19 protein-coding genes and 1 pseudogene are annotated in these 21,084 nt (G+C 39.7%); 1 reads left to right on the top strand and 19 read right to left on the bottom strand.

Features of this window, described 5'->3' with window-relative positions:
- The 17 genes and pseudogenes from HDC92_RS04975 to HDC92_RS04895 form a co-directional block, all read right to left on the bottom strand.
- A pseudogene (locus tag HDC92_RS04975) lies at positions 1 to 225 on the bottom strand (hypothetical protein); the annotation flags it as partial.
- A gap of 78 nt (positions 226 to 303) precedes the next feature.
- Positions 304 to 564, bottom strand: a complete 261-nt coding sequence (locus HDC92_RS04970; RefSeq protein ID WP_015807649.1) for a hypothetical protein — start codon at positions 562 to 564, stop codon at positions 304 to 306.
- 83 nt (positions 565 to 647) lie between these two features.
- Entirely contained in the window at positions 648 to 1,082 is a 435-nt protein-coding gene (locus tag HDC92_RS04965) for a MauE/DoxX family redox-associated membrane protein (protein ID WP_183872711.1), read from the bottom strand.
- 2 nt (positions 1,083 to 1,084) lie between these two features.
- Positions 1,085 to 1,429 (bottom strand): hypothetical protein, encoded by a 345-nt coding sequence (locus HDC92_RS04960; RefSeq protein WP_183872709.1) that lies wholly within the window; start codon positions 1,427 to 1,429, stop codon positions 1,085 to 1,087.
- A 75-nt stretch (positions 1,430 to 1,504) separates the two neighbouring features.
- Positions 1,505 to 2,140, bottom strand: a complete 636-nt coding sequence (locus HDC92_RS04955; RefSeq protein WP_183872707.1) for a Crp/Fnr family transcriptional regulator — start codon at positions 2,138 to 2,140, stop codon at positions 1,505 to 1,507.
- Between the two features lie 129 nt (positions 2,141 to 2,269).
- A complete protein-coding gene (locus HDC92_RS04950) occupies positions 2,270 to 3,010 on the bottom strand; it encodes a TetR/AcrR family transcriptional regulator (protein WP_183872705.1) in 741 nt (246 codons plus the stop codon).
- A 440-nt stretch (positions 3,011 to 3,450) separates the two neighbouring features.
- Positions 3,451 to 3,624 carry a hypothetical protein gene (locus HDC92_RS04945; RefSeq protein WP_183872703.1) on the bottom strand — a complete coding sequence of 58 codons (174 nt, stop codon included), beginning with the start codon at positions 3,622 to 3,624 and terminating at the stop codon, positions 3,451 to 3,453.
- A 33-nt stretch (positions 3,625 to 3,657) separates the two neighbouring features.
- On the bottom strand, positions 3,658 to 3,981 hold the full coding sequence (locus HDC92_RS04940) for a helix-turn-helix domain-containing protein (RefSeq protein ID WP_183872701.1): 324 nt from the start codon (positions 3,979 to 3,981) through the stop codon (positions 3,658 to 3,660).
- Positions 3,982 to 4,000: 19 nt separating this feature from the next.
- Positions 4,001 to 4,531, bottom strand: a complete 531-nt coding sequence (locus tag HDC92_RS04935) for a hypothetical protein (protein ID WP_183872699.1) — start codon at positions 4,529 to 4,531, stop codon at positions 4,001 to 4,003.
- A gap of 5 nt (positions 4,532 to 4,536) precedes the next feature.
- Positions 4,537 to 4,719 carry a hypothetical protein gene (locus tag HDC92_RS04930; protein ID WP_183872697.1) on the bottom strand — a complete coding sequence of 61 codons (183 nt, stop codon included), beginning with the start codon at positions 4,717 to 4,719 and terminating at the stop codon, positions 4,537 to 4,539.
- Positions 4,720 to 4,754: 35 nt separating this feature from the next.
- Positions 4,755 to 4,931, bottom strand: coding sequence for a hypothetical protein (locus HDC92_RS04925; protein ID WP_183872695.1), 177 nt, complete (start codon positions 4,929 to 4,931; stop codon positions 4,755 to 4,757).
- 151 nt (positions 4,932 to 5,082) lie between these two features.
- A complete protein-coding gene (locus HDC92_RS04920) occupies positions 5,083 to 5,703 on the bottom strand; it encodes a DUF4369 domain-containing protein (protein WP_183872732.1) in 621 nt (206 codons plus the stop codon).
- 160 nt (positions 5,704 to 5,863) lie between these two features.
- Positions 5,864 to 7,417, bottom strand: coding sequence for a TlpA family protein disulfide reductase (locus HDC92_RS04915; protein ID WP_183872693.1), 1,554 nt, complete (start codon positions 7,415 to 7,417; stop codon positions 5,864 to 5,866).
- Positions 7,418 to 7,446: 29 nt separating this feature from the next.
- Complete coding sequence (locus tag HDC92_RS04910) at positions 7,447 to 8,823, bottom strand: RagB/SusD family nutrient uptake outer membrane protein (protein WP_183872691.1); 1,377 nt, start codon at positions 8,821 to 8,823, stop codon at positions 7,447 to 7,449.
- Between the two features lie 18 nt (positions 8,824 to 8,841).
- On the bottom strand, positions 8,842 to 12,372 hold the full coding sequence (locus HDC92_RS04905; protein WP_183872689.1) for a SusC/RagA family TonB-linked outer membrane protein: 3,531 nt from the start codon (positions 12,370 to 12,372) through the stop codon (positions 8,842 to 8,844).
- A 232-nt stretch (positions 12,373 to 12,604) separates the two neighbouring features.
- Positions 12,605 to 13,762: a FecR family protein gene (locus HDC92_RS04900; RefSeq protein WP_183872687.1), complete on the bottom strand. Its 1,158-nt coding sequence runs from the start codon at positions 13,760 to 13,762 to the stop codon at positions 12,605 to 12,607.
- Between the two features lie 89 nt (positions 13,763 to 13,851).
- Entirely contained in the window at positions 13,852 to 14,433 is a 582-nt protein-coding gene (locus HDC92_RS04895) for an RNA polymerase sigma factor (protein ID WP_183872685.1), read from the bottom strand.
- A gap of 202 nt (positions 14,434 to 14,635) precedes the next feature.
- Here HDC92_RS04895 and HDC92_RS04890 point away from each other — a divergent pair, with 202 nt between their 5' ends.
- Positions 14,636 to 15,394: a LuxR C-terminal-related transcriptional regulator gene (locus tag HDC92_RS04890; RefSeq protein WP_183872683.1), complete on the top strand. Its 759-nt coding sequence runs from the start codon at positions 14,636 to 14,638 to the stop codon at positions 15,392 to 15,394.
- Between the two features lie 185 nt (positions 15,395 to 15,579).
- On the opposite strand, the gene HDC92_RS04885 is transcribed toward HDC92_RS04890, so the two are convergent.
- Both HDC92_RS04885 and HDC92_RS04880 read right to left on the bottom strand, forming a co-directional pair.
- Positions 15,580 to 17,418: a RagB/SusD family nutrient uptake outer membrane protein gene (locus tag HDC92_RS04885; RefSeq protein ID WP_015809937.1), complete on the bottom strand. Its 1,839-nt coding sequence runs from the start codon at positions 17,416 to 17,418 to the stop codon at positions 15,580 to 15,582.
- An 11-nt stretch (positions 17,419 to 17,429) separates the two neighbouring features.
- Positions 17,430 to 20,849, bottom strand: coding sequence for a SusC/RagA family TonB-linked outer membrane protein (locus HDC92_RS04880; RefSeq protein ID WP_015809938.1), 3,420 nt, complete (start codon positions 20,847 to 20,849; stop codon positions 17,430 to 17,432).
- Between the last annotated feature and the right edge of the window lie 235 nt (positions 20,850 to 21,084).

The raw sequence follows: 21,084 nt of genomic DNA, 5'->3' as shown, positions 1-21,084 counted from the left end.
GGCCGTTCCGCTGGCCAGGTAAACCGAACTTCCAGCCTCACCGGCCAGGTAATACGAATTGTATTTTATATCGATGGCCTTATGGCCTTTAACCAGCCCAAGCAGGTTCCTTTTAAAGTTATAAGTAGCTGCGCGCTGTTTAAGCGCATAGCGGATGGTCAAATAGAGGATAGGTAAAGATGAAAGTACAGCAACAATGATCAGCAAGTAGATAAATTTTTTCATAGGCTAATGGATTACAAGATTTGGGATAAACAGCCCGCCAAACCATTAGGTTCAGCGGGCATGTACAGCTATCAAAAACTAGTTTTGTCTGTACAAGGGAATGGTACAAAGCCCAGTCTCTGTATCCTGCAGGTAGGCATCACCACCTGCCAGCAGCTGGCAGGCATTGCCTGTGTAGTTTACATCACAAGTGCCAATTACATTGCCCGGGGTAGTACATTCACCCTGGTCATTGTAAGGCGATCCCAGTAAAACACTTGTTGTTGGTTTTGCCGTGGCAAACACAGTGCTCACAGCAACACAGGCTACTGCAACGAGCATTAAAAATGGTTTTTTCATTTTGTTTAAATGATAAGATTAATGCCTACTCTTTTTAAATCAGGCTTTTCAGCTTCCACCTGTTCAACGCGCATTGAATATTTTTAAACCGCTTCATCCTCAACACAGCCCAGTCCTATCCAGCTTAACACCACAAAGCCCATGTTAAACAGCAGGTGCACATCCCAGCTCATCCCTTCAAAAATGCCCCCGCAATGGCATACCGGTCTGTCAACGAACCTCGCAATCACAATAATGTACAGGCTAAACATGAACATCAACCCATAACTGGCCCATAAGGCGGGCAACAAAGTCTTTCTAAAAGCCAAACCTATCGCAATCAAAATCTCAACCGCAGGCACACACCAGGCAACCATTAAGGTAAAATCCGAAAGTATAGGCGATTGTGCCAGCTGTACCTTAAACTTTTGAAAGTCATGCAGCTTGCTAAATGCTGCATATAAAAACAGCAGGATAAACAGATACCTGATCGCATTCAGCAGCAGCATACACCAAAATCTTTTATTCAATTTTATCATGTTCACATTATTTTAAAACCATTTTTAAAGTCTTCAAACCCACCAGCCCAGTCAAACACCATTGCCATTCCTGCATCAGCAGTTTTAAGCCATAGCTTCAGGAACACCAGCTCATCTGCAAAACCATAAGCTATTTCAAAGCCTTTTCCATCCAGGTTGCACAGCGTAAAAAGGCTAGCAGGTCTGGCACCGGCATCAACAGCACGCATAAACTGCTGCAGGTCTCCGGCCAAGGGCAGCACCCCTGTCAAACCTGTTATTTTATAGTACTGTCCTGTAGTTTTTAGCACCAGGTTACCTACGTTTATGCCATCCAGGTAAATTGTTATTTGTAAAGTTTTGTTCATAAAAGCGTTAATATTTAATAATGTAAAGGTAAGGCGGGTAAACCATAGGCATGGGTTCAGCATGAACCCAAAACCCTAGTATTTTAACAAGCCTTTATTTTTTAAATTACGCCGGTTTCTTTTCAAAATACTTTTAGTTGTATCCAAAAAACAGGCAATACAGGTATCCCTTATCGGGCTTTTCTTTGGTGGCAGCAAGCCTTTATACCTTTTGTAAAATTCAAGGATCCGCGTTTCTATATCTTCTATCCCTAATAATGAAGCACGCGACTGCTCCTTGGCGGCATTGTGTTTAGATGAGGTTTTAAAGGCAAATGCTTTCATGCCATCCCAATTCTTGTAAACAGCATCCATGCAGGTACTGCTGATGCTCCACAGCAGGGTATCCTTACAAAGCCAGATGCAATAAGGCGATGTTTGCTGCCGCATAAAGCAGTCCATTGCCACAATGCTGTTTGCACGATAAATACGAAATAGGTACCTGTCCTGTTCATGGTTGTAGCCATATACCAGCACAAAGCCACGCACTACATAATAAGCTTTTTTGGGTATTTTGTTTTCTTCTTCAATCCGGCAGGCTTTGTTACAAAGTGCCTCTACTATCATGTTTTTCCACAGATAGTCTTCCAGCTCCGCAGGCAGCGGTACATCCGGGTCTATGCTTTTCAGCAAGGCCATAAACCTTGCGAAAACAATTTTGTTGTTTAACATTTAAAGATTACGTTAATCGTTTGTTTGCCCCATAGCTTTCCTTTTTAACCACTATGATCAGCACAGTGCATAAAGCACCCTATAATTCTCTCTTTTTTATTGTTAGCTATTCTTAAGCATACTGTCCCACTAATCCGTAAGCCAGTTCAACACATGCCGTACCTTCTCTGTCAAAAAACTGCCCGGAATAAAAAGTATACCGGTCATTTTAGACCATCTGAGTTTGCTCCTTGCCAGCGCTGCTTCCTTCCAGCAAAACTCAATCTGATGGGCCATCATATCCCTGAATTTCTGGTAATCCCGCGTAAGGCTAAGGTCACGGCCGGCAAACGGGCATCTGTTGTGCCGGGTATGCCATACCGCGTAATAGAACCCGCCATGCATCGAATAGATCAACGACCTGAAATCAATCCCTGTGCCCTCAAAATAAGGATCGCTCAGGGCCAACAAGGGTTCCATATCCTTTTCCAGCTGTACCGACAGGCTGTACATCAACTGGTTCCATACCCTTACCTGCTCAAAAACAATTCCCTGCATCTCCAGGTCGGCAATAAACTGGTCTAAGCTGCATTGCATCATTTCAATAAACATCAGTTTTAGCTCCTCGGCACTGGCCGTTCCGGGCAGCATAAACTTTTCAAAAATAGCCCTCCGGTAATCCCTTAGTCCAATATAACTGGCCTTCAGCCCATTCAAACTGCCAAAGCGCTTGTTTATCATCCCCGGGTCCATACCTATCATTCTGGCTACCCGTGTAGCCGTAACGGCTACAAAGCCATCTTCACGCACAATTGTGCCCGTAGCTTCCAGGGCCTCCCTTTTCTTTCGTTCGGGGTCCCTAATCTTGTTCTTTTTCTTTCTTGTTACCATACCTTATTGCCTTTCATAGTTAATTTTCGGCTTTAGCCCCAAAGGGCTTGTTCCGTGTTAAATAAATGTTAAATAATTTGGTAGCGAAGGTAAAAGGTATTTTAAGTTTTAGCTTTGCGTTAAGGGGCATTATTTTTATTTATTTTTCTGATAATCAGATAGTTATAATAAAATAAAGACATAGCAATCCCCCTCAGCTCCGGGCTGTTTTTTTATTCCGCTTGTAAGCGGGTTTTAGGGGAAATAAAATTGCATCCGGATTCAGGTGCAGGAGGTGAGTGTAGCGTTATTTCATAAGCTTATTTTTTCAGTTTTTCGTATGTTTGTTAGTTCAGTTTTTTAAATTCTTGTCATTCATGTTGCGTTTTTTAGCAAAATTTTATAGCGCAGTAATGCAAAAAGCGGAGGCATTGCCTCCGCTTTCCCCCCTAAAATAATTGTTAGCTTAATTTCTCTTCATTCAATTCAGGTATCAGGTCTACAACACCATCATCAAACATTTTCCAAAGCAAAGCATTAGCCTCTTGTCTGGTCATCCCTAAATTGGCCATTAAGGTTTCTGTATTCAATGCCGGCTCCTGGTCAAAAGGTATCATTTTGGTTTTCTCAAGCATATTTGTTTTCTTTTTTAATAACATTAAAATCACTCATTTTACCATTTTTTCAACACAAGCCAGCAATTTCTTTTGCAACACCATAATCTCGGTATGGCTAGCCCTTAATTGCTCCTTCAACACCTCATTCTCCTGGTGCAACACCGCATCTTCCTCGCCATCCATCAGCCAGCAAACCTTTACTTCCAGTATAACCGCAAGCTGCTTTAACCTGCTTATTGTAACTTCAGTCTGCGCGCATTCTATTTTACTATAGGCCGGTACAGAAATATTCAGCCGTTCTGCCACATCCCTCTGCAGCCAGTGTCGGTTTTTGCGTAAAACCCTTAGTTTTTTGCCAATGCTGGTGTCGTACATGATTATCTGCAATTTATGATCAAGGCACATACAGTTTTTCGGGCAGTAACATTGGCCGCATCAGTACCGCCACCGCAAAGCGGTGCATATTCTCGTCAATGTACCTCTCAAACTGATGCTTCATACTCATTACATGGATTATTTCCTGGTAAAAATTCATATCTGCGCTATACACCATCGTCACACTTTTCACAATCCTGAAGCACAGTTCAGCATCCAGTTCATTAATATCTGCAGCCACATAGCCATTTCCTCCCAAATACCTTAACCATAAGTCAGACTGCGTAATCCTGTTCAGGTCTTCTGTGCGCTTAATGCCATGTACTTTTATCAATTGTTCTATATTGTCGTAATCTGCAAGCAAGTCTATGCTGATGCCCCTCTTTTCATCAAAGCTTAATGGACAGGTAGCTATTACCTGGCCCGTTTCATGCAGTTCAAGATAAACTTTCTCTTTTGTTTTTATATGCATACCGGCAACAGCAAAGAAAGCATCAAGTACTTTCGCGGGTAATATGTCCGTATTTTCTTTTAATACTTTCATCATCATTTTTTTTATTTTTTACCTTCAAAAGCTTTAATCTGTTGTTCCATCACTAGAAGATGCTTTGCCTGAGTTTCTCTAACCTGGTTCAGCACCATTATTTCATTTTTCTTAAGTTCCAATTCGGCTTTTAGCAAGTGTAGCTCAAGTTTTGCTTCTTCATATAGTTTTTGGTAATAGGTCTCCTGTTCCATTTTTTCAATGTTCTAATGCGATCAATTGCTGCCGCTTACGAAGGGATAAGCTTAACCACACCATCCCTGTAAAACTGCTCCATCAGCCGGTTGGCCTCATCCCCGGTTAATCCCATCTTTATTAAATCCTCAGTAGTAAAAGTTCCATCACCCCGGCCATATATAAAATCTTTGGGAGTTTTAGATATTGTTGATTTTGGTTTTCGTTTCATAATTCAATGCATACTGATGTTAGTTGTATAATCATGACCTATCGGTCGCTATTAGGTGGTTCTATTTTACATTCTGCCTGTAAAAAATTATTTCAGAATGTCAAAAGCTACCTCGTGACTATGGGAAAACTATTCAAAAAGTTGTTCATACCTAAAGTTCATTTTTAAATTTTTTCAAAAATTCAAGGTACATTGTACCTCCAGAAGTTTCCCTAACTTCTCGATCCAATGAATTGAAAAGGAGGAACAGTTCATTATAACGTTCAGACGCCGAGCTAATCTGCGGGTTGCCTTTGGCCATCATTTTCAATGCTTCTAAGCTAACATCAGAGGATGGATGATTTTTAATAAACTCAGTTGGAATATTAAAACTCTTTTTCCTTGCTTCTGAAATATTGGTAAGGATTGTTAATGTATCACTACTTTGGCTTTGACGAGCTGTCAGGAGATCCTTTTTATATTTAGCTACAAGATCGTTGGCAGGCTTCAATTTTTCCCAAAGCAACTGATATTGCATAGACAAGCTATTGCTTCCAATATCAATTCTCGTGTGTTCGTCTAAAGTAATTTTTAGAATTCCACTATGAAGGTAAAGGGGGTGCTTTTCAGGGTTCAGGCCCGTGTCGGTCCTAATCATGATGGTCGCGATAACTGGCTGCTGAATTGTTCTTTTTATATCAAATTGCCCGTTAGCAACATCAACTGAGTCTATAATTTTACCGGTTATAAGGTAAACCTTGACGATAGCATCATTTTTGACATTTCCATGAATTCAACTGAACTTTGAGCTTTTAGATTTAGAGGAACGCCGAAAAGCGGCATTATCAACAATAAATTTACGATTCTGCTAAACGATTTCGTGATAGATTTTATAATATTTAATTCCATTCTCTAATTTTTTATAAAAGGTTATTGTTTTTAATTTGGCTATATCATTTGGCAAGGGCTTCATCAAGAATTTTCGATAGCCCAATCACACCATTTTTTAGGTCACTTGGTGAATTATTGAACACCCTTCCATCTCTGCCGATCAGCATTGGTCTTGGATACGCATTAACTCTATAATAACTTATTATGTCATGATTAATCCCTACGCCACCTGTGTTTAGATTAATTGCCTCACTTGTAGTATATAACCCTTCATCAATTGATTTGATCCATTGTTCTTTCTTTTTATCTATATTAACAGTTATAAAAACAATATCTTTCCGATCCTTATATTTGTGCTCAATTTCTTTGAGAACATTTTGATAATATATAACACAATTTCCGCAACCTGTATACCAAAAGTCAATGAAAACAACCTTATTCTTGAAATCTGAAAGTTGAACTATTTTGTCATCCTCGTTAACTAGTTTGAAGTTATATGCTAAACTACCCTTCTCATTCCCAATGCCTAATGATTTTAGTTCTTTCAGACAATCAGGATCTTTCATTACACTTTTAGCACTTGCCATCAATTTCTGATCGCCAAGCAGCCTATTTGATCGACTTAAAAAAAATGTTAGAATTTTGTCTCTTAATTTTCCGTTGTATTTGACCTTGATTTGTTCGAGTGCTTCTTTTGTAGAACCAATTGATAAATCCTTTATATTAAATCTTTCTGACATGCTTGAAAAATGATAGTAATACATTGCAATTGATTTTGCATAGTAAGCTGATCTTGTTAAATATTCACCAGGAATATTAGTTTGATTTGCCTTTAGTTTGTCATTATAACTTGAGAAAGACGCCCTCAACCTTAAAGGAGGGTCAGTCCCTCTTAATGCGGATAAATTAGCCCAATTATTTAGACGTTCAAATTCCAAGATTCCTAAATAATCTGCTAACAACTGATAATATACATCGTCTTTAAGGTTAGAGTGATGCTCAGATAAAATTTGCTGGCTTATTGCTCTCGACTGATCATAGAATTCGTTATTAATGAACACTCCTTTTGCATCAACTTCTCCGATAAAATTACTCTTTTGAAGTATAGTTGTGTCAATTCTAAATTTTAGATTATACTTCAAACTGCCATTGCCCGTAAATGAAAGGTTATATATTGGTCTATTATCATACAATAGCGATCGATAAGAACTTAAATATCCCATATTGATTTCTCTGCGATAGCCCTTGTTTCTTTTATTGGCAGTAATCATAACGTCATCTCCTTGTTTAATTAGATATGTATCGATCATAAGTCTTGGTAAACCCTTACTATTTTCATTGCCTTTTTTATAAATAGATAAGTATCCGTGGGAAGCAATATTGGACAACTTAAAACTATAAACACCAGCAGTATTCAAAATTGATTGAATTTTCATTTTCGGCGTTGGTCGAGACGCAACTATGTTATCATAATAAAACAAAATCATTGTATCCTTAACACTTGCACTATCAATTTTCATTCTTATTGAGGCAAAGGAGTTTGATGTCTTTGTTTGTGAAAATGCACGTTGAGAAGAGAAAGCAAATAGAACTACAAGAAAAATATATATTTTCATATTGGTTTTAATTATTAAATCATACATTATTATCGGTCGTTCTGCTCAATCACACTCAATTGTATCTCATCTAGCGGGATTGGGTATGTGTATCTCTTGTCATTTGGCAGTAATTCGTAAAGCTGAGTTGCCGAACTCCTCCTTTGTACAATAGAGGTTTTTGGGTCTTGATTAAGTCTTCTTAAATCTGTCCATCTGGTTCCTCTAAAAACCAACTCCTTTTTTCTTTCATCTAAGACATACTTTAGCGCCAGATCCTTATCTGTCGTAACAAATGGGACATAAGTACCCGTCTTGTACCTTTTTATCAACAAGTCATCCATATCTTTCAAAGCTGAGATCAAGTCTCCCGATCTAACACTGCATTCCGCTCTATTTAATAATATTTCGTCTATGAAAGGGCCATTGATAAATGACACATTACCTGAATATTGACCTTTAAAATAATATGTGCCTAATGTCGCATTTTTAGCAAAAAACACCGATTTCCTCAAGTCGTTATCAGAATATGAATTATATAAATCCGTATTAATGCTAATTGTAGTTCCTGAAATCGTTCCATAAGTTGATTGATAGGCAGGATATAAAATTTCAACAAAATCCTGCTTCGGCGAAACTGCTGCAAAAGGACGAGTTGCTGTAGCAACCAATTTGTTGTAGTCATAAATAGTATTAGCAACCTTCAAAGTTGCATCAGAATATTCTTTTGACCTAGGATAATTCTGCATCGTAAGATAGACACGCGACAACATGGCATTGACCGTTGTTTTGGAAGGTCGGTTAATAGGGGAATTATAATCTGGCAATAAAACCAATGCCTCATTAAGGTCGTCAAGTATCTGAGTATAAACTACTCCAACTGTCGACCTTTTTGATTTTTCTTCCAAATTTGCCGTTAACCTCAGGGGGACTCCCAGGTCTAGATTTGCGGTATTGGGTATATAAGGCTTACCAAAAATTTCTTCAAGATAGTAATGTGTATATGCTCTTACAAATAATGCGTGGCCCATAATTTTTTTCTTTTGTTCCTCTTCTGCACTTGATGCAGGCTTGAAGTTCTTTAGACCATCTAAAACAACGTTGGAAATATAGATTACTGAATATGTTTTCCAATCAGCATTAGTATTACCCTCAAATATGTCCTCTGCCCAAATACTACTGTTGCGGTATAAATAGTTCACAGAACTACTTATCGATGGGACAAAATAATATTCGTCGGCACCAAGCGTCCCCAAGGCTGCTGCAGTGGATGCGGTAGTAATAGAACCATAATCCATTAGTTTTTGATAGTCCTCTAAAGTCGATGGTGTATTAAGCGAAATATCAGATTTCTTATCTAGAAATTTCTCACACGAAATAAGTGTCACTGAAAAGACAGCTAAAAATAATAATATAAAATTTTTCATACTGAGTTGATTAAAATTTTAAAATTGCACCTTAATACTTGCACTATAAGTTCGAATCGGTCCGAAAGGGTTTCTTAAGGTTGGTATATATTCTGGATCGATATCGTATTTTGTTGCTTTCCAAAGAATGCCGATATTAGATGCAATAATTGATATGTTGACATCCTTAATTCCTTTGATCTTCTTTTGATGGTTTATCAAAGAATATCCAATTTTGATATCTTGCAATCTTATATGATCCGCTTTTTCCGTTAGAATGCTGGAATTGTTGTAAAATAGATCCCTATTTGCATTCAATGGGTATACGAACGAGGGTACATTTGTAAGCATCTCGTCGCCTGGAGATTTCCATCTATTTTCATAGTCACCATTTCCAAAATCAATACCACTTACTAAGTTGTTATAATTTAAGCTAGGCCGTCTAAAAACATGCCCAAACTTATAGATGATATTAAATGAAAAGTCGAAATCACCCCCCTTAAAACTATTTAATATGCTTCCGAAATAAGGTGCTATTAGCCTGCCTTGATATTTTAGATCATCAAAATTAGTAGAGTTTAACATGCTCACATAGTCGCTGCTCTTTACCCCTTTGATGTAACCAAGTGGGTTGCCGTTTGCAGGATCGAGTCCAGCAAAGTCATAAGAATATAAAGAATTCACCGGATTCCCTTCAATTGGATTGGTACTACCTGATATAGTTATATAGTTTCTTATTGAAGTCTGTTTAGATTTATAAGACGTGATTTTATCATTGTTGTAGCTAAAGAGCAAGGATGTATGCCATTTTAGACTTTTATTGAAATTAATTGAATTCAACTGCACATCTACACCATTTCCTTTCATATTAGCCGTGTTACCTTTATAACTTACCTGACCCACTGATGGCGCCAAGGATTCGAGCCCTATTAAATCTGTACCTCTTTTATCATAAAACTCTATGCTTCCAGAAACAGTACGGTTTAAAACGGAAAAATCAAGACCAACATTAAACATTCCAGTTTTTTCCCATCTCAAAAATTCATTTGGAACATTATTGATCATCGATGTGGGATTGCCCCATGTGTTGTTTACTGATAACCTTGTAGTAAGAAGGGCTGCAACAGACTTGTCCACGTTGCCTTGATAACCATAGGTTGCCCTTAGCTTCAGGTATTCAATCCTTGATAATTTGTAAAAACTTTCTCTACTTATTTCCCAACTAGAACCAATAGACCATAGCGGCGAATATTTGTTGTTAGTCGAAACACCAAATTGGTTGGACCCATCCTTTCGTGCGCTTGCAGAAAGAGTATATTTCCCAGCGTAACTATATGATGCATTTGCAAAAAGAGAAACAAATCGATCATTTGATTCTGTAAAGCTTTGGTTATTAGGTATAACTGAATTTGCTTTAGTGATATAGTTTTTGTAGCCATTCACAAAATCAACAGGTATAGATGAACCGTAATCCTTGTCGTAACCATATACGTTATTACGTAATCCTTTTGCGTTCAAGTCTCTTAATTCGGCACCTATTATACCACTCAACTGATGTTTTTTTGACCAAATATTGTCATAACCCATTTGGGTTCTAATGTTATGGGAATCATAGCCAGAATTCGAATAATCCAGCATTCCACCTAATGGAATCGCTCTGGTTACAACTCCCGTAGTATAATTTATGCTGCTGTATTGGTTTATATAGTCCCTGGCAAAGTAAGTCTGCTGGGAATAATAATTTCTTGATTCAGTAGCTAAGCGATCATACAAATATTTGACCGAGAAATTGACTGACTTGGTCACATTAAAATCTATATCCATCCCTAAGCGACTATTCAAGGCATCACGAGTATTATCGGCATAATTCAATTCGTCTAAGGGTTTGTATGTCCAATCAAGCAATTTGCCATTTCCTGCAGTATCGATGTAGCCTCTTCTAAGTCTGTCTATTCTCATTGCATTTCCGTTTGCGTCCGTAAACTGTAAATATGGATAGTCCGTAAACTGAGACTGTATAGCATTGTTTACAGATTTAGAATTCACAAACCCAATACGTGTGGTAATGTTTAGCTTGTCCTTTATCAGCGAATAAGTATGATTTGCATTAATGCTCATTCTTTTATAGTTATTACCCTTATTACTCCCCATGTTATCATCGAAACCTAAAGAGAAGAAATATTTCTGGTTACCTGAACCTCCATTGATGTTAGCTGAATATTGCTGTATCAAAGGGCGGTTATAAAATAAATCAGTTATCTCGTCGCGGGAATCAATACTGCGATACCCATTGATTCTATTATTAGCTTCAGTACTGGTTATCTGGCCAGCAGAACGACTTACGAGGGTTTCTACAACTGGTGAAAGAGCGGGTCTGTTTAAATCCCCAATTGCAGTTGCATAATAGCCTCTTTCGTATAAATCAAGTTCCAGATCAATATAATCTGACGATGATATTCTAGGTAAATAGTAAAGATCGGGTATGTCTTTTAAAGTAATATTGCTGAATATATTCACTTGAGGAGGTTGGGAATTTCTGCCTTTTTTACTTGTTAAAACTATGACCCCATTGCCAGACCTTGCACCCCAAATTGATGCGGCAGCTGCGTCTTTTAAGATTGTTATATTCGCGATATCGCTCGGATTGATTGATTTTATATCACCTTCGTAAGGAAAATTATCTAGTATAATCAATGGCAAGCTGTTCGCCTGTATTGTACTTAAACCTCTAACTTGAATATTAATAGGATTCGCCTCAGAATAATCCCGAAGACTCGGCAGCAATTGAAATCCTGATGCTATGCCATTAATTCTGTCGATTATATCCGTCGATACGACTCTATTGATTTGATCGTTATTAAGTTGAACAAAAGAACCTGTAGCACGTTCTTTTGGGATATTTTGATAACCAGTACTATAAGTAACATTTACTTCGGAAAGATCACTAGTTAATAGGCGCAAAGATATGACCCCAAGTTCTTTTGCTACTTTAAGTTCTATCGTCCTGTATCCTATAAAGGAAATCTCCAACACCACCTTCTCATCCACCCCAATCAAAGTAAAACTCCCATTCTCATTCGTCCTGGTCATCTTATCTGTACCCTTCACCTTCACACTCGCCCCAACTAGCGGCGCACCCTGCTCATCCACAATCCTGCCCCGAACATCAATACCAGCCCAGCGATCAGCCAGGCGTTCCAGAAAGGTGGGGTCTTTTTGCCTAACAACAACAGATTTATCATTTATGGTGTAAGAAAAGTTCTGCCCTTCAAAACAAGTATTTAAAGTTGCTTCAAGGCTTGCATTTTTAACATGGATATCAATTGGTTTTGCTTGTCTGATGGCTTGCACATCAAACAGGAAATCGTATCCGGTTTGTACCCTTATTTTCTGTAAAATAATTTCAAGGGAGGCATTTTTTTCAGACAAGGTAATTTTCTGTGCAATTGAGCTTGCGCTCACCTGCATTAGGGATGCTATCAGTATAACGGTGGTTAGGCGCATAATCAGCAATATTTTATAGAGGTAGCCATAGGGCACACTCCATTTTTGTGTATAAAATGTATACATTTACTTTCAGTTTGGTTAAGCTTTGTCTTAAGTTTTCGAAGACGGAGACATTGCTGGTCAGTTGATATAATTTATTATTTCAGGCCAAACTTAACCAGGTTCCGGTAACAGGGATCTGGTTTTTTTGTGCCATCAAAGCCCCTCAGGGATTCTTTCTGTGGTCGTAATCGAATCTCATCATTCTCTCATCGCTTTTTAATTGGTTTATAATCTGTTAATTGTATTTCCTTTTTTACCGCGAAACATAAATTGTCTTGCCCTCAATTTTAAATTTAACCCGGTTGGTTAGCTCCATCATTTTTAATACTGCCGATACATTCCTTGAACGGGACACAACACCCCCCAATTCAATATCCTTAGGCGCATCTTTTGCATATACAACCTCTACATCGTACCACCTGGCCACCTTACGCATAATGTTTTCAATGCGTTCATCCTTGAATATAAACTCCCCGTTTTTCCAGTCTACAGTAGCATTTGCATCTACTTGTACGCAATTAATAGTGTTGTTGGTTAAAATAGCTTGCTGGTTTGGTTTTAAAATAGCAACCGCATTAGGGTATCCCGTCGCTGCGCGCTGTCGAGATGACGATACCTTCACGCTTCCTTCAAGTAAAGTGGCTTTTATACTTGGCTCATCCTCATAAGCACTAATGTTAAAGTGTGTGCCCAGCACTGTTGTTGTCAAATTTTTGGCAATTACTACAAAGGGTTGATTTTTATTCTTAAATACTTCAAAGTAGGCTTCGCCGCTCAGTTCAACTTTTCTTACTCCGCCACGCTCAATTAGCGGTGCATAATAGGTTAAACTCGATGCGGCGTTTAGCCAAACCTTGGTGCCATCAGGCAAACGCACCTGATAAGTTCCACCCCTAGGGGTGATTACCGTCATCTCGAACGAATGTGAGAGATCTCTCGTCGCTTCGCTCTGTCGAGATGACGACAAAACTTCCGTACCATCATTGTACTTCAAACTGTTCCCTGCAACAATTACCCCGGTTTTAACATCGCTTAGGATTATGGTTTTACCATTGGCAAGGGTAAGGGTTGCGGTGTTTTTACCCGGGGCAATGTCATTTGTATAGTTTGCAGAACCTGACCCTGGTTCAGGAGTAACTGGCGCTTTAAAAAAGAACACCCCGAAAACAATGGCTGCTACCGCAGCGGCAGCTATGGCAATGCGAGGCCACAGTTTATAACCCTGTGAAGGCAGTATTGAGCCTGTTATATTTCTTTCAAACTTCAGCCTGGCTGCTATAAGGTCTTCCGCACTTAACTCCGACATCTCCTCTTCTCCTAAATGGTGAAACCACTTTTGCAGCAGCTGCACTTCTTCAGGTGTGCACAATCCGGTTCTGTATTTTGTAAGTAATTCCTCAGCTTCTTTCATAAATAGTAAAAGCACTTTTCGCTTTCATATTACTAAGACGGCAAAGGGTATAGGGTATGGGTACAAGGAGATGAAAAATAATTACATTACTATTTATAAAAAAGTAACATCGCTATCCAAACCACCAATCCTAAACGCAACCGCAGGACTTTCAATGCTCTTTTCATTTGTGTAGCCACCGTATGTTCAGAAATATTCAAAACCTTCGCTATCTGTTTATGCGTAAGCTTATCCTTCCGGCTCAATTCAAATATCTCGCGCATTTTTGGTGGTAAAGCCTGGATTTCCCGCGCTATCAAAGATGACAGATCTTTCTCGCGCACCAGAAAATCAGACGATTCTGTTGAAATAGCTATAAAGCCCTGCAACGAAGCCAGATACCTGGCTTCTACTTTTTTATGCGCAAACAAATCCAGTGCTTTATTCCGCACCGCAGTAAACAGGTAAGATTTCAATGAAATATCAACAGAAAAATCTATACGTTTATTCCATAGCGCAATCAGCACTTCTTGTATAATATCCTGAGATTCTTGTTTATCGTGCAGTTTCTTGTGTGCATACACATACAACAAACTATGATACCGCTCATAAATTGCAGTAAACGCAGTTTTGTCTCCGCCTTTTAGTAAAGCCGTCAGTTCCTGATCAGTATATCCGCTATAAGCAGCCATGATGATATTTATTTCCCTTGTATATAAAATTACAGAAATTTTTCAGCAAGTGTATACATAAATTCCTATAAGTTGGTAACAATTAGTACTAACCACATTATTTACAACAAAAAAGGCGATCATCGCCCCTGGCCTGTTTCTTTTTTTTGACTATTGCACATTATTGAGTTAATTAGTAGCTGAAAATATTATTCAGGATTAAATGAATACCGATCTACAAAAACTTCATGATGTTTGGATGTCTAGCAGGGCTTTTCAAAACACAGATGCTCCAAAAATCAGTTTCGATGACTTAACCAATTCCATTGTCAGCACCGGACCATTCTATTATTATATCATTGATTTTTATGACATGGTACTTTCTCATGTCAGTCATTCAATTGCCGATATACATGGCCTGAATCCGCAAACGGTGACTTTTGATGATATATTAAACACGATCCATCCGGATGATATAGAATTTGTTGCCAATGCAGAGTCTTTTCTTCACCGGTTTTTTCAGGAAAAGATCCCTCCTGAGAGATTGCTTAGTTATAAAATGAGCTATAGTTTTAGAAGCAGGATGAAAAACGGAGAATATGTGCTGCTTAATCACCAGGCTTTGCTGCTCACACTGGACGAGAACGGGCGCTCAGGAAAGTCATTGAACATCCACACCCGGATAGACCACCTCAGTAAGTTCAATACCCGCCAAATCTCATTGATTGGTTTAAACGGGGAACCTTCGTTTATGGATATGTCTTTGGACAAATCCATTCATGACCTGCCAGTTTTTTCCAGACGGGAGATGGAAATTATCAGGTTGATTGCTCAGGGGCTGAACAACAATGAAATTGCTGAAAATCTGTTCATCGCGGTACTAACGGTCAAAAAACACCGGAAAAACATTTTGATGAAATCCAATTGTAAAAATACAGCCGAGCTGATCAGTAAGAGTGTGATACAGGGCCTGATTTATTAATGACAAATAGGGCATCTTGTACCTTTGTTCGGGGATGATTCGGCCTTTGCTCACAAAAAGCACCTTTTTCCGAAGGAAAGGCCGAACCAAGGCATAACCAGGGCTGACCAAAGCTGCCGGCAGGTCAAACAAAAAAGGGTGCCTTCCCAGGCACCCTCATTTCAAGCATTAACAAAAAACAGGGATTACCACAACTTGGTCTGCGTTAATTTATAACCTTTTTCCTGATACTGAACAATCTGCGTTTGCCCAACCGGGGCAAGATAAGCACGATCGGTAAAAGCATTTCTATTCGCTGCGCCGGTTACCATCCAGAAACCCACCATTGCGGCCGCATTGGTGCCATCATACGTAACAACAGTTCCGTCCAGCTTTCTTACTTTTACTGTTTTTGCAGTCGCATTTGCTGCAGTCAGAAAAGCAGGAACCTCTGCCTGAACATTTACCCATGGTCCCATTAAGTAATCAGGATTGGTAAAGTTCATATTACTCAATTTTTTCCAACGCTTCAGATCAAGTAAACGCGAATGTTCCAACATCAGCTCCATTCTTCTTTCCCTACGAATTTCCCAGATTAAAGCTGGTACATCTCCATCACGTGCAGGATCAGTAGGCAAAGCGGCCAAACTTAACGGCGCTGTTTTTACCACGCCTTTTCCAACAGCAACAGCATCTACCGGACGGTTGCGAATGGCATTAATTGATTTATCGATATCACCCTGGCCAACTGCAGCACCACCGTAATAGGTTGCCAGTTCAGCCTTTGCTTCTATCCAGTTCAATACCACCTCACCTAAGCGCATTACAGGCGCATCACTGGTATTGGTATTACTGCCCCAGGCAGCGGGATAACTCTTACCAATATAGGTAATGGCCTCTCTGGATGCATATTTAAAACTATACAATAACGTTGCTGAAGTTCCTAGCGCCCTGTCAATAAATGAAGCTTCAAACCTTGGGTCTCTGGTTTTTACCAGATCAGCAATGGCAAATGAACTTGCATTAGGCACTGCCGAATTTTGCCATACCTTACCGTCATTAACAATAAACGACTTAATAAACACCAGGTTCGCATCTACACCCGGCACCTCTGTGCCATTATTATAGGAGCCAATGGAATGCATGATACCCAAACCAGCATCGTATGTTCTATAAAAAATAACTTCGGGGTTACCTGACAGGTTATCTGAAGAGAACAAGGCTTTATAATCACTGCCAAATGTCCATTTTCCCGCCATCACATAATTCCCCGCCTCCACTGCAAACTCCAGGTATTTTTTTGCCCTTGCCGCATCCAGGTTATGATAGTGCTGAAAAGTTCCCTCAAACAACATGAATCTGGATATAAAAGAAGCCGCAACGTACCTGTTCAGGTTCTGCACATTCAAATCGCTTTCACGCATATTTGCCATTACATATTTGAAGTCGTCGTATACTTTGTCCATAACCAAACCACGATCATCTCGGTCTTTGTACATGGTAGGCAGGTCACTCTCTTCAATATCCTTATCAAAATAAGGCACATCCCCAAACACACTTACCAAACGGCAGTATTCATATGCACGGAAAAACCTTGCCACCGCAGTCCAGTGTTTATAGGCATCATCAGAAAGATTTGGCTTGGTAACATTATCTATCCGGTTAAGGAACAGATTCGCCTTACGGACCCAGGCGAAATCCCAGGTAGGGCCCGCATACGTACCTAACCAATCTGCAACTTCGGATGTAGATCCTCTTGTAGTTGGCACACTGCTTTCAAAAGCTGCCTGTACGTTTTTACTGGTCAGGTCATCTGAAAATGTGTATCCCCTTACCGGTGTATAATCAACAGTAAAACTGGTATTATATCCATTAAAATAATTGGCATAAAAACCATTGGCATACAAACGAAGATCATCTTCGTTTCTCCAGAAATTATCATTTCTGTAAGAAGACTGTGGAGGTCTGTCTAAAACCTCTTTATTACAAGAAACAAATAAAACTGTTACTGTAACCAGGCTATATATATATCTAAAATATCTCATATCTCTATGTATTAAAAGTTTAATTGAACACCAAACGATATACTTTTAAAAGCAGGTACCCCTGTGGCTGTACGACCCGAGTTATAATTGGAAATGTTCCACATAGAATAACCGTTGATCGCTTCCGGATCGATAGGCAGATCTCCAAGTTTATCCCATGTGATTAAGTTCTCTACAGCTGCATATACCCTAAGCGAGCTTAAACTTATCTTTTTCAATAAAGCAGGCGGGAATGAATAACCCAATGTTAAGTTTTTAAGCCTCAGATAAGCCATATTTAACAGGTACCGATCCTGAATCTGCATGTTATTTGCGTTATTACTAGCTCCGTTATTATAGGCTGCCGGATAAAAAGCACCGGTATTTTCTGGAGTCCAGTAATTTTCAGAAAAGGCTGCCGGCATTGCACCATCAGAAGAGTTATAGCCAGGAATGGCCAGGAACCCATCTCCCCAGATCTTACGACTGCCTACACCCTGGAAGAAAGCACTGATGTCAAATCCTTTATAGTCGGCCCCTAATCTGAAACCATATTCATATCTGGGATTGGCATTACCAATAATCTCCTGGTCGCCATGATCAGCCAGCAATCCTTTTCCATTGCTGATTTCACCATCCCCATTTACATCCACAAACTTAACATCCCCAGGTCCAAAATAAAAGTTTGAAGAGGTTTGCAGAAATGGCTGATAAACCGGCTTCTCACCATTAGGCCCAGGTTTTAATTTATAAGCTTTTTTACCAGCATTCAAAGCACTTTCAGCAGCAGTTAAAGTAATCAACTGAGGCTTTCCGTTGGCATCCAGGTCAAAGTCGCTCAGTTGAAACAACCGATCTGTGCGGTATCCCCAGATGTCACCAATGGTTCGGCCTACATAATTGTCATTCACCCCGGTAAGCGTACCATACTTGGTAATGGTAGTTTTTGCATCCGTATAATTGGCCTGGACATTAATTCCAACACCATTTCCAAACTTATGGTTATATTCAACAGCCAATTCTAAACCTTTAGTACTTAACTCCCCATAATTACCAACCGGCGCAGTCACACCAAAAGTAAGCGGGATCCCTTCCTTAGGAACAATGGCATTTTTTGTTTTCCGCTGATAAACATCAACAGTTGCAGTCAAACTATTATTAAAGAAGCCCAGGTCCAGACCAAGATTCTTAGTTTCAATATCCTGCCATGTAATAGAAGACTGTACGGCTGTTGGCGTTCCAACAAAAGGTGCACGTATTCCGCCACTGATCCAGTTAGAAAGTCCATTAGGCATTTGAGAGATGTACAAGCCCGGAGACACGGTCTGATCTCCGATAGAACCCCAGGAGCCCCTTACCTTTAACATAGACAGGGAAGGTTTAGCCCACTCCATAAATTGTTCTTCGCTGGCTACCCATCCTGCAGAGAAAGATGGAAACCACCGCCACCATAAGTCACGCGGAAACTTAGAGGTTCCATCATAACGTAAGTTGGCTTCCAAAAGGTATTTATTTTTGAAGGCATAATTGACACGGCCAAAATAGCCAAGTTGCGCCTCCTTATACAAATTTCCCCCACCTGTAGTGGTACCTGCCGCGAAATTAAACTGAGGATTTGAGATATCTGTAAGGTTTGTAATCTGCGTAAACTGCGACTCATTGGTAACAGCAACCCGGTTTAAACCTAATATAAATTTAAAATCGTGGTCTTCCTTTAATTTCAGGTTATAAGTAGTAAAAGCATTAATCGTATGGCTATACCAGTTACCCACAAATCTGTACATGTGGTCCGGGTTAGATCCTGAAGCAGTATAAGTTTCTTTTAAAAGATCAAATGCACGGATAGCACCAGGAGTAGTACTAGACACTACCTGGCCCTCTGAGTTCACATAAACAGGTTGTCCACTTGCATCTACCCTGGCTCTGGGCGCAACCCAGGAGTTTCTGGCAGTATACCTGGTACCCGGACGCCGCCAGGCTGTATCTTGTCTGGAATAGGTGTAATCAAAATCTACTTTCCAGTTTTTTGTGATGTTAACTGTAGCACCCGCATTCGCGTTAAAATAAGTTTGCAGAATATTGGCTGTATTGGCCGCGGCAGCTTCGCTTGCAGGGCTTCGTATCGGGTCTCCATTTTCATCATTACCAAACGGATATAACGGGCCCCAACGGTAAAGATACAACCATGGATCGGCGGTAGTAGAGTTGGTGATATAGGCATACTCCTTGTTTCTTTGAGAGAAAATAGCTCCTCCACGAACCGTAACGTAATCGTTAAGTTCACTTGAAACTTTTACCGAACCATTGTACCGGGTAAATTTATCCGATTTGGCAGGTTTCATCATACCGCTCTGGTTCAATGCAGCCAAGCCAATATTGTAACTGGTTTTACCTGTGGTACCACCAATTGACAGGTTATGCTGCTGGGTTGGCGCCCACTCTTTAACCATCAAGTCGTATGGATTATAGGTCCTCACCCCCATCTTCTGGTTATCTGGCCCCTGCACGTACCAATCTCTTCCAAAAACTGTAGGATCATTGGAACCTATTGTACCCCCATACTTATTCTGCCATTCTACTGCTTTTTGATAGCTGGCACGATCTACATAATAAAATGCTCCTGTAGGTGTAAATGTGCCAATACGCTCAGCAGCATCCACCGTATATTTTAAGGCACTAACCTCACCCATCCTCAGGTCTTTCCATGGATTCTGGAAAGAAAAGTTATTGGTATAAGTGATGGTAGGCTTGTCAGAGCCTGAGCCTGTCTTTGTAGTGATCAGTATTACCCCAAATGCGGCTTTGGCACCATAAATAGATGAAGCAGCAGCATCCTTTAACACAGAAATACTGGCAATATCAGCAGGGTTAACCAATTGAATACTGGGTATCTCAACGTTATCCAATAAAATTAATGGCTGTGCGGTACCTCTGAATGATCCAATCTGCCCCCTGATCTTAATCAGCGGATCTGAACCTACCTCTCCGCTTGGAACAACCACACTTAATCCTGACGCAACCCCCTGCAACGCTCTTCCAACGTCAGCAATAGGCCGCCCAGAAAGGGTCTTATTTACATCGATAGAAGTAACTGCACCGGTCAGGTTTGCTTTCCTTTGCGTACCATAACCCACCACAACAATTTCATTAAGCGCCTTGTCATCTTCTCTAAGGACTACATTAAGAGTTGTCCCGCTAACTGTTCTTTCCTGTGTTAAGGAGCCGATGTAAGAGAAGACCAGTACATCTCCTTTTTTTGCACTGATAGAATAGGTTCCGCTAGCTTTGGTCTGGGTACCAATCTGGGTTCCTTTAATTTTTACAGAAGCTCCGGGTATGGGCAACCCGTCACCTGATGACGTAACCATACCGGTTACTGTAATTTGTTGCGCAAACGTTTGCGTAAACAACAAAGAAATGCCCACAAAAAGTAATAGTAGTTTTCTTTTCATAAAAGCTTTTTTAGTTTAGTTAGCATTAGCTGGTCTGATTTTTAAAACACGCAATTACATGCATAAAAACAAAACCTAGAATAAATATCATAAATAGTTTTCACATTATTACAAAATATAATACTATTTTTATCTTAAAATACAAATATTTTTATCGAAAGCCGGACAAACTCTGCAAAAACACGCAAAAACACGTGCAGGTTTTATATACGAAATTTTAACCATTTTAGCCAAA

The organism is Pedobacter sp. AK017, assembly GCF_014200825.1.
Classification (GTDB): domain Bacteria; phylum Bacteroidota; class Bacteroidia; order Sphingobacteriales; family Sphingobacteriaceae; genus Pedobacter; species Pedobacter heparinus.
This window is presented reverse-complemented; position numbering and strand designations above follow the sequence as displayed.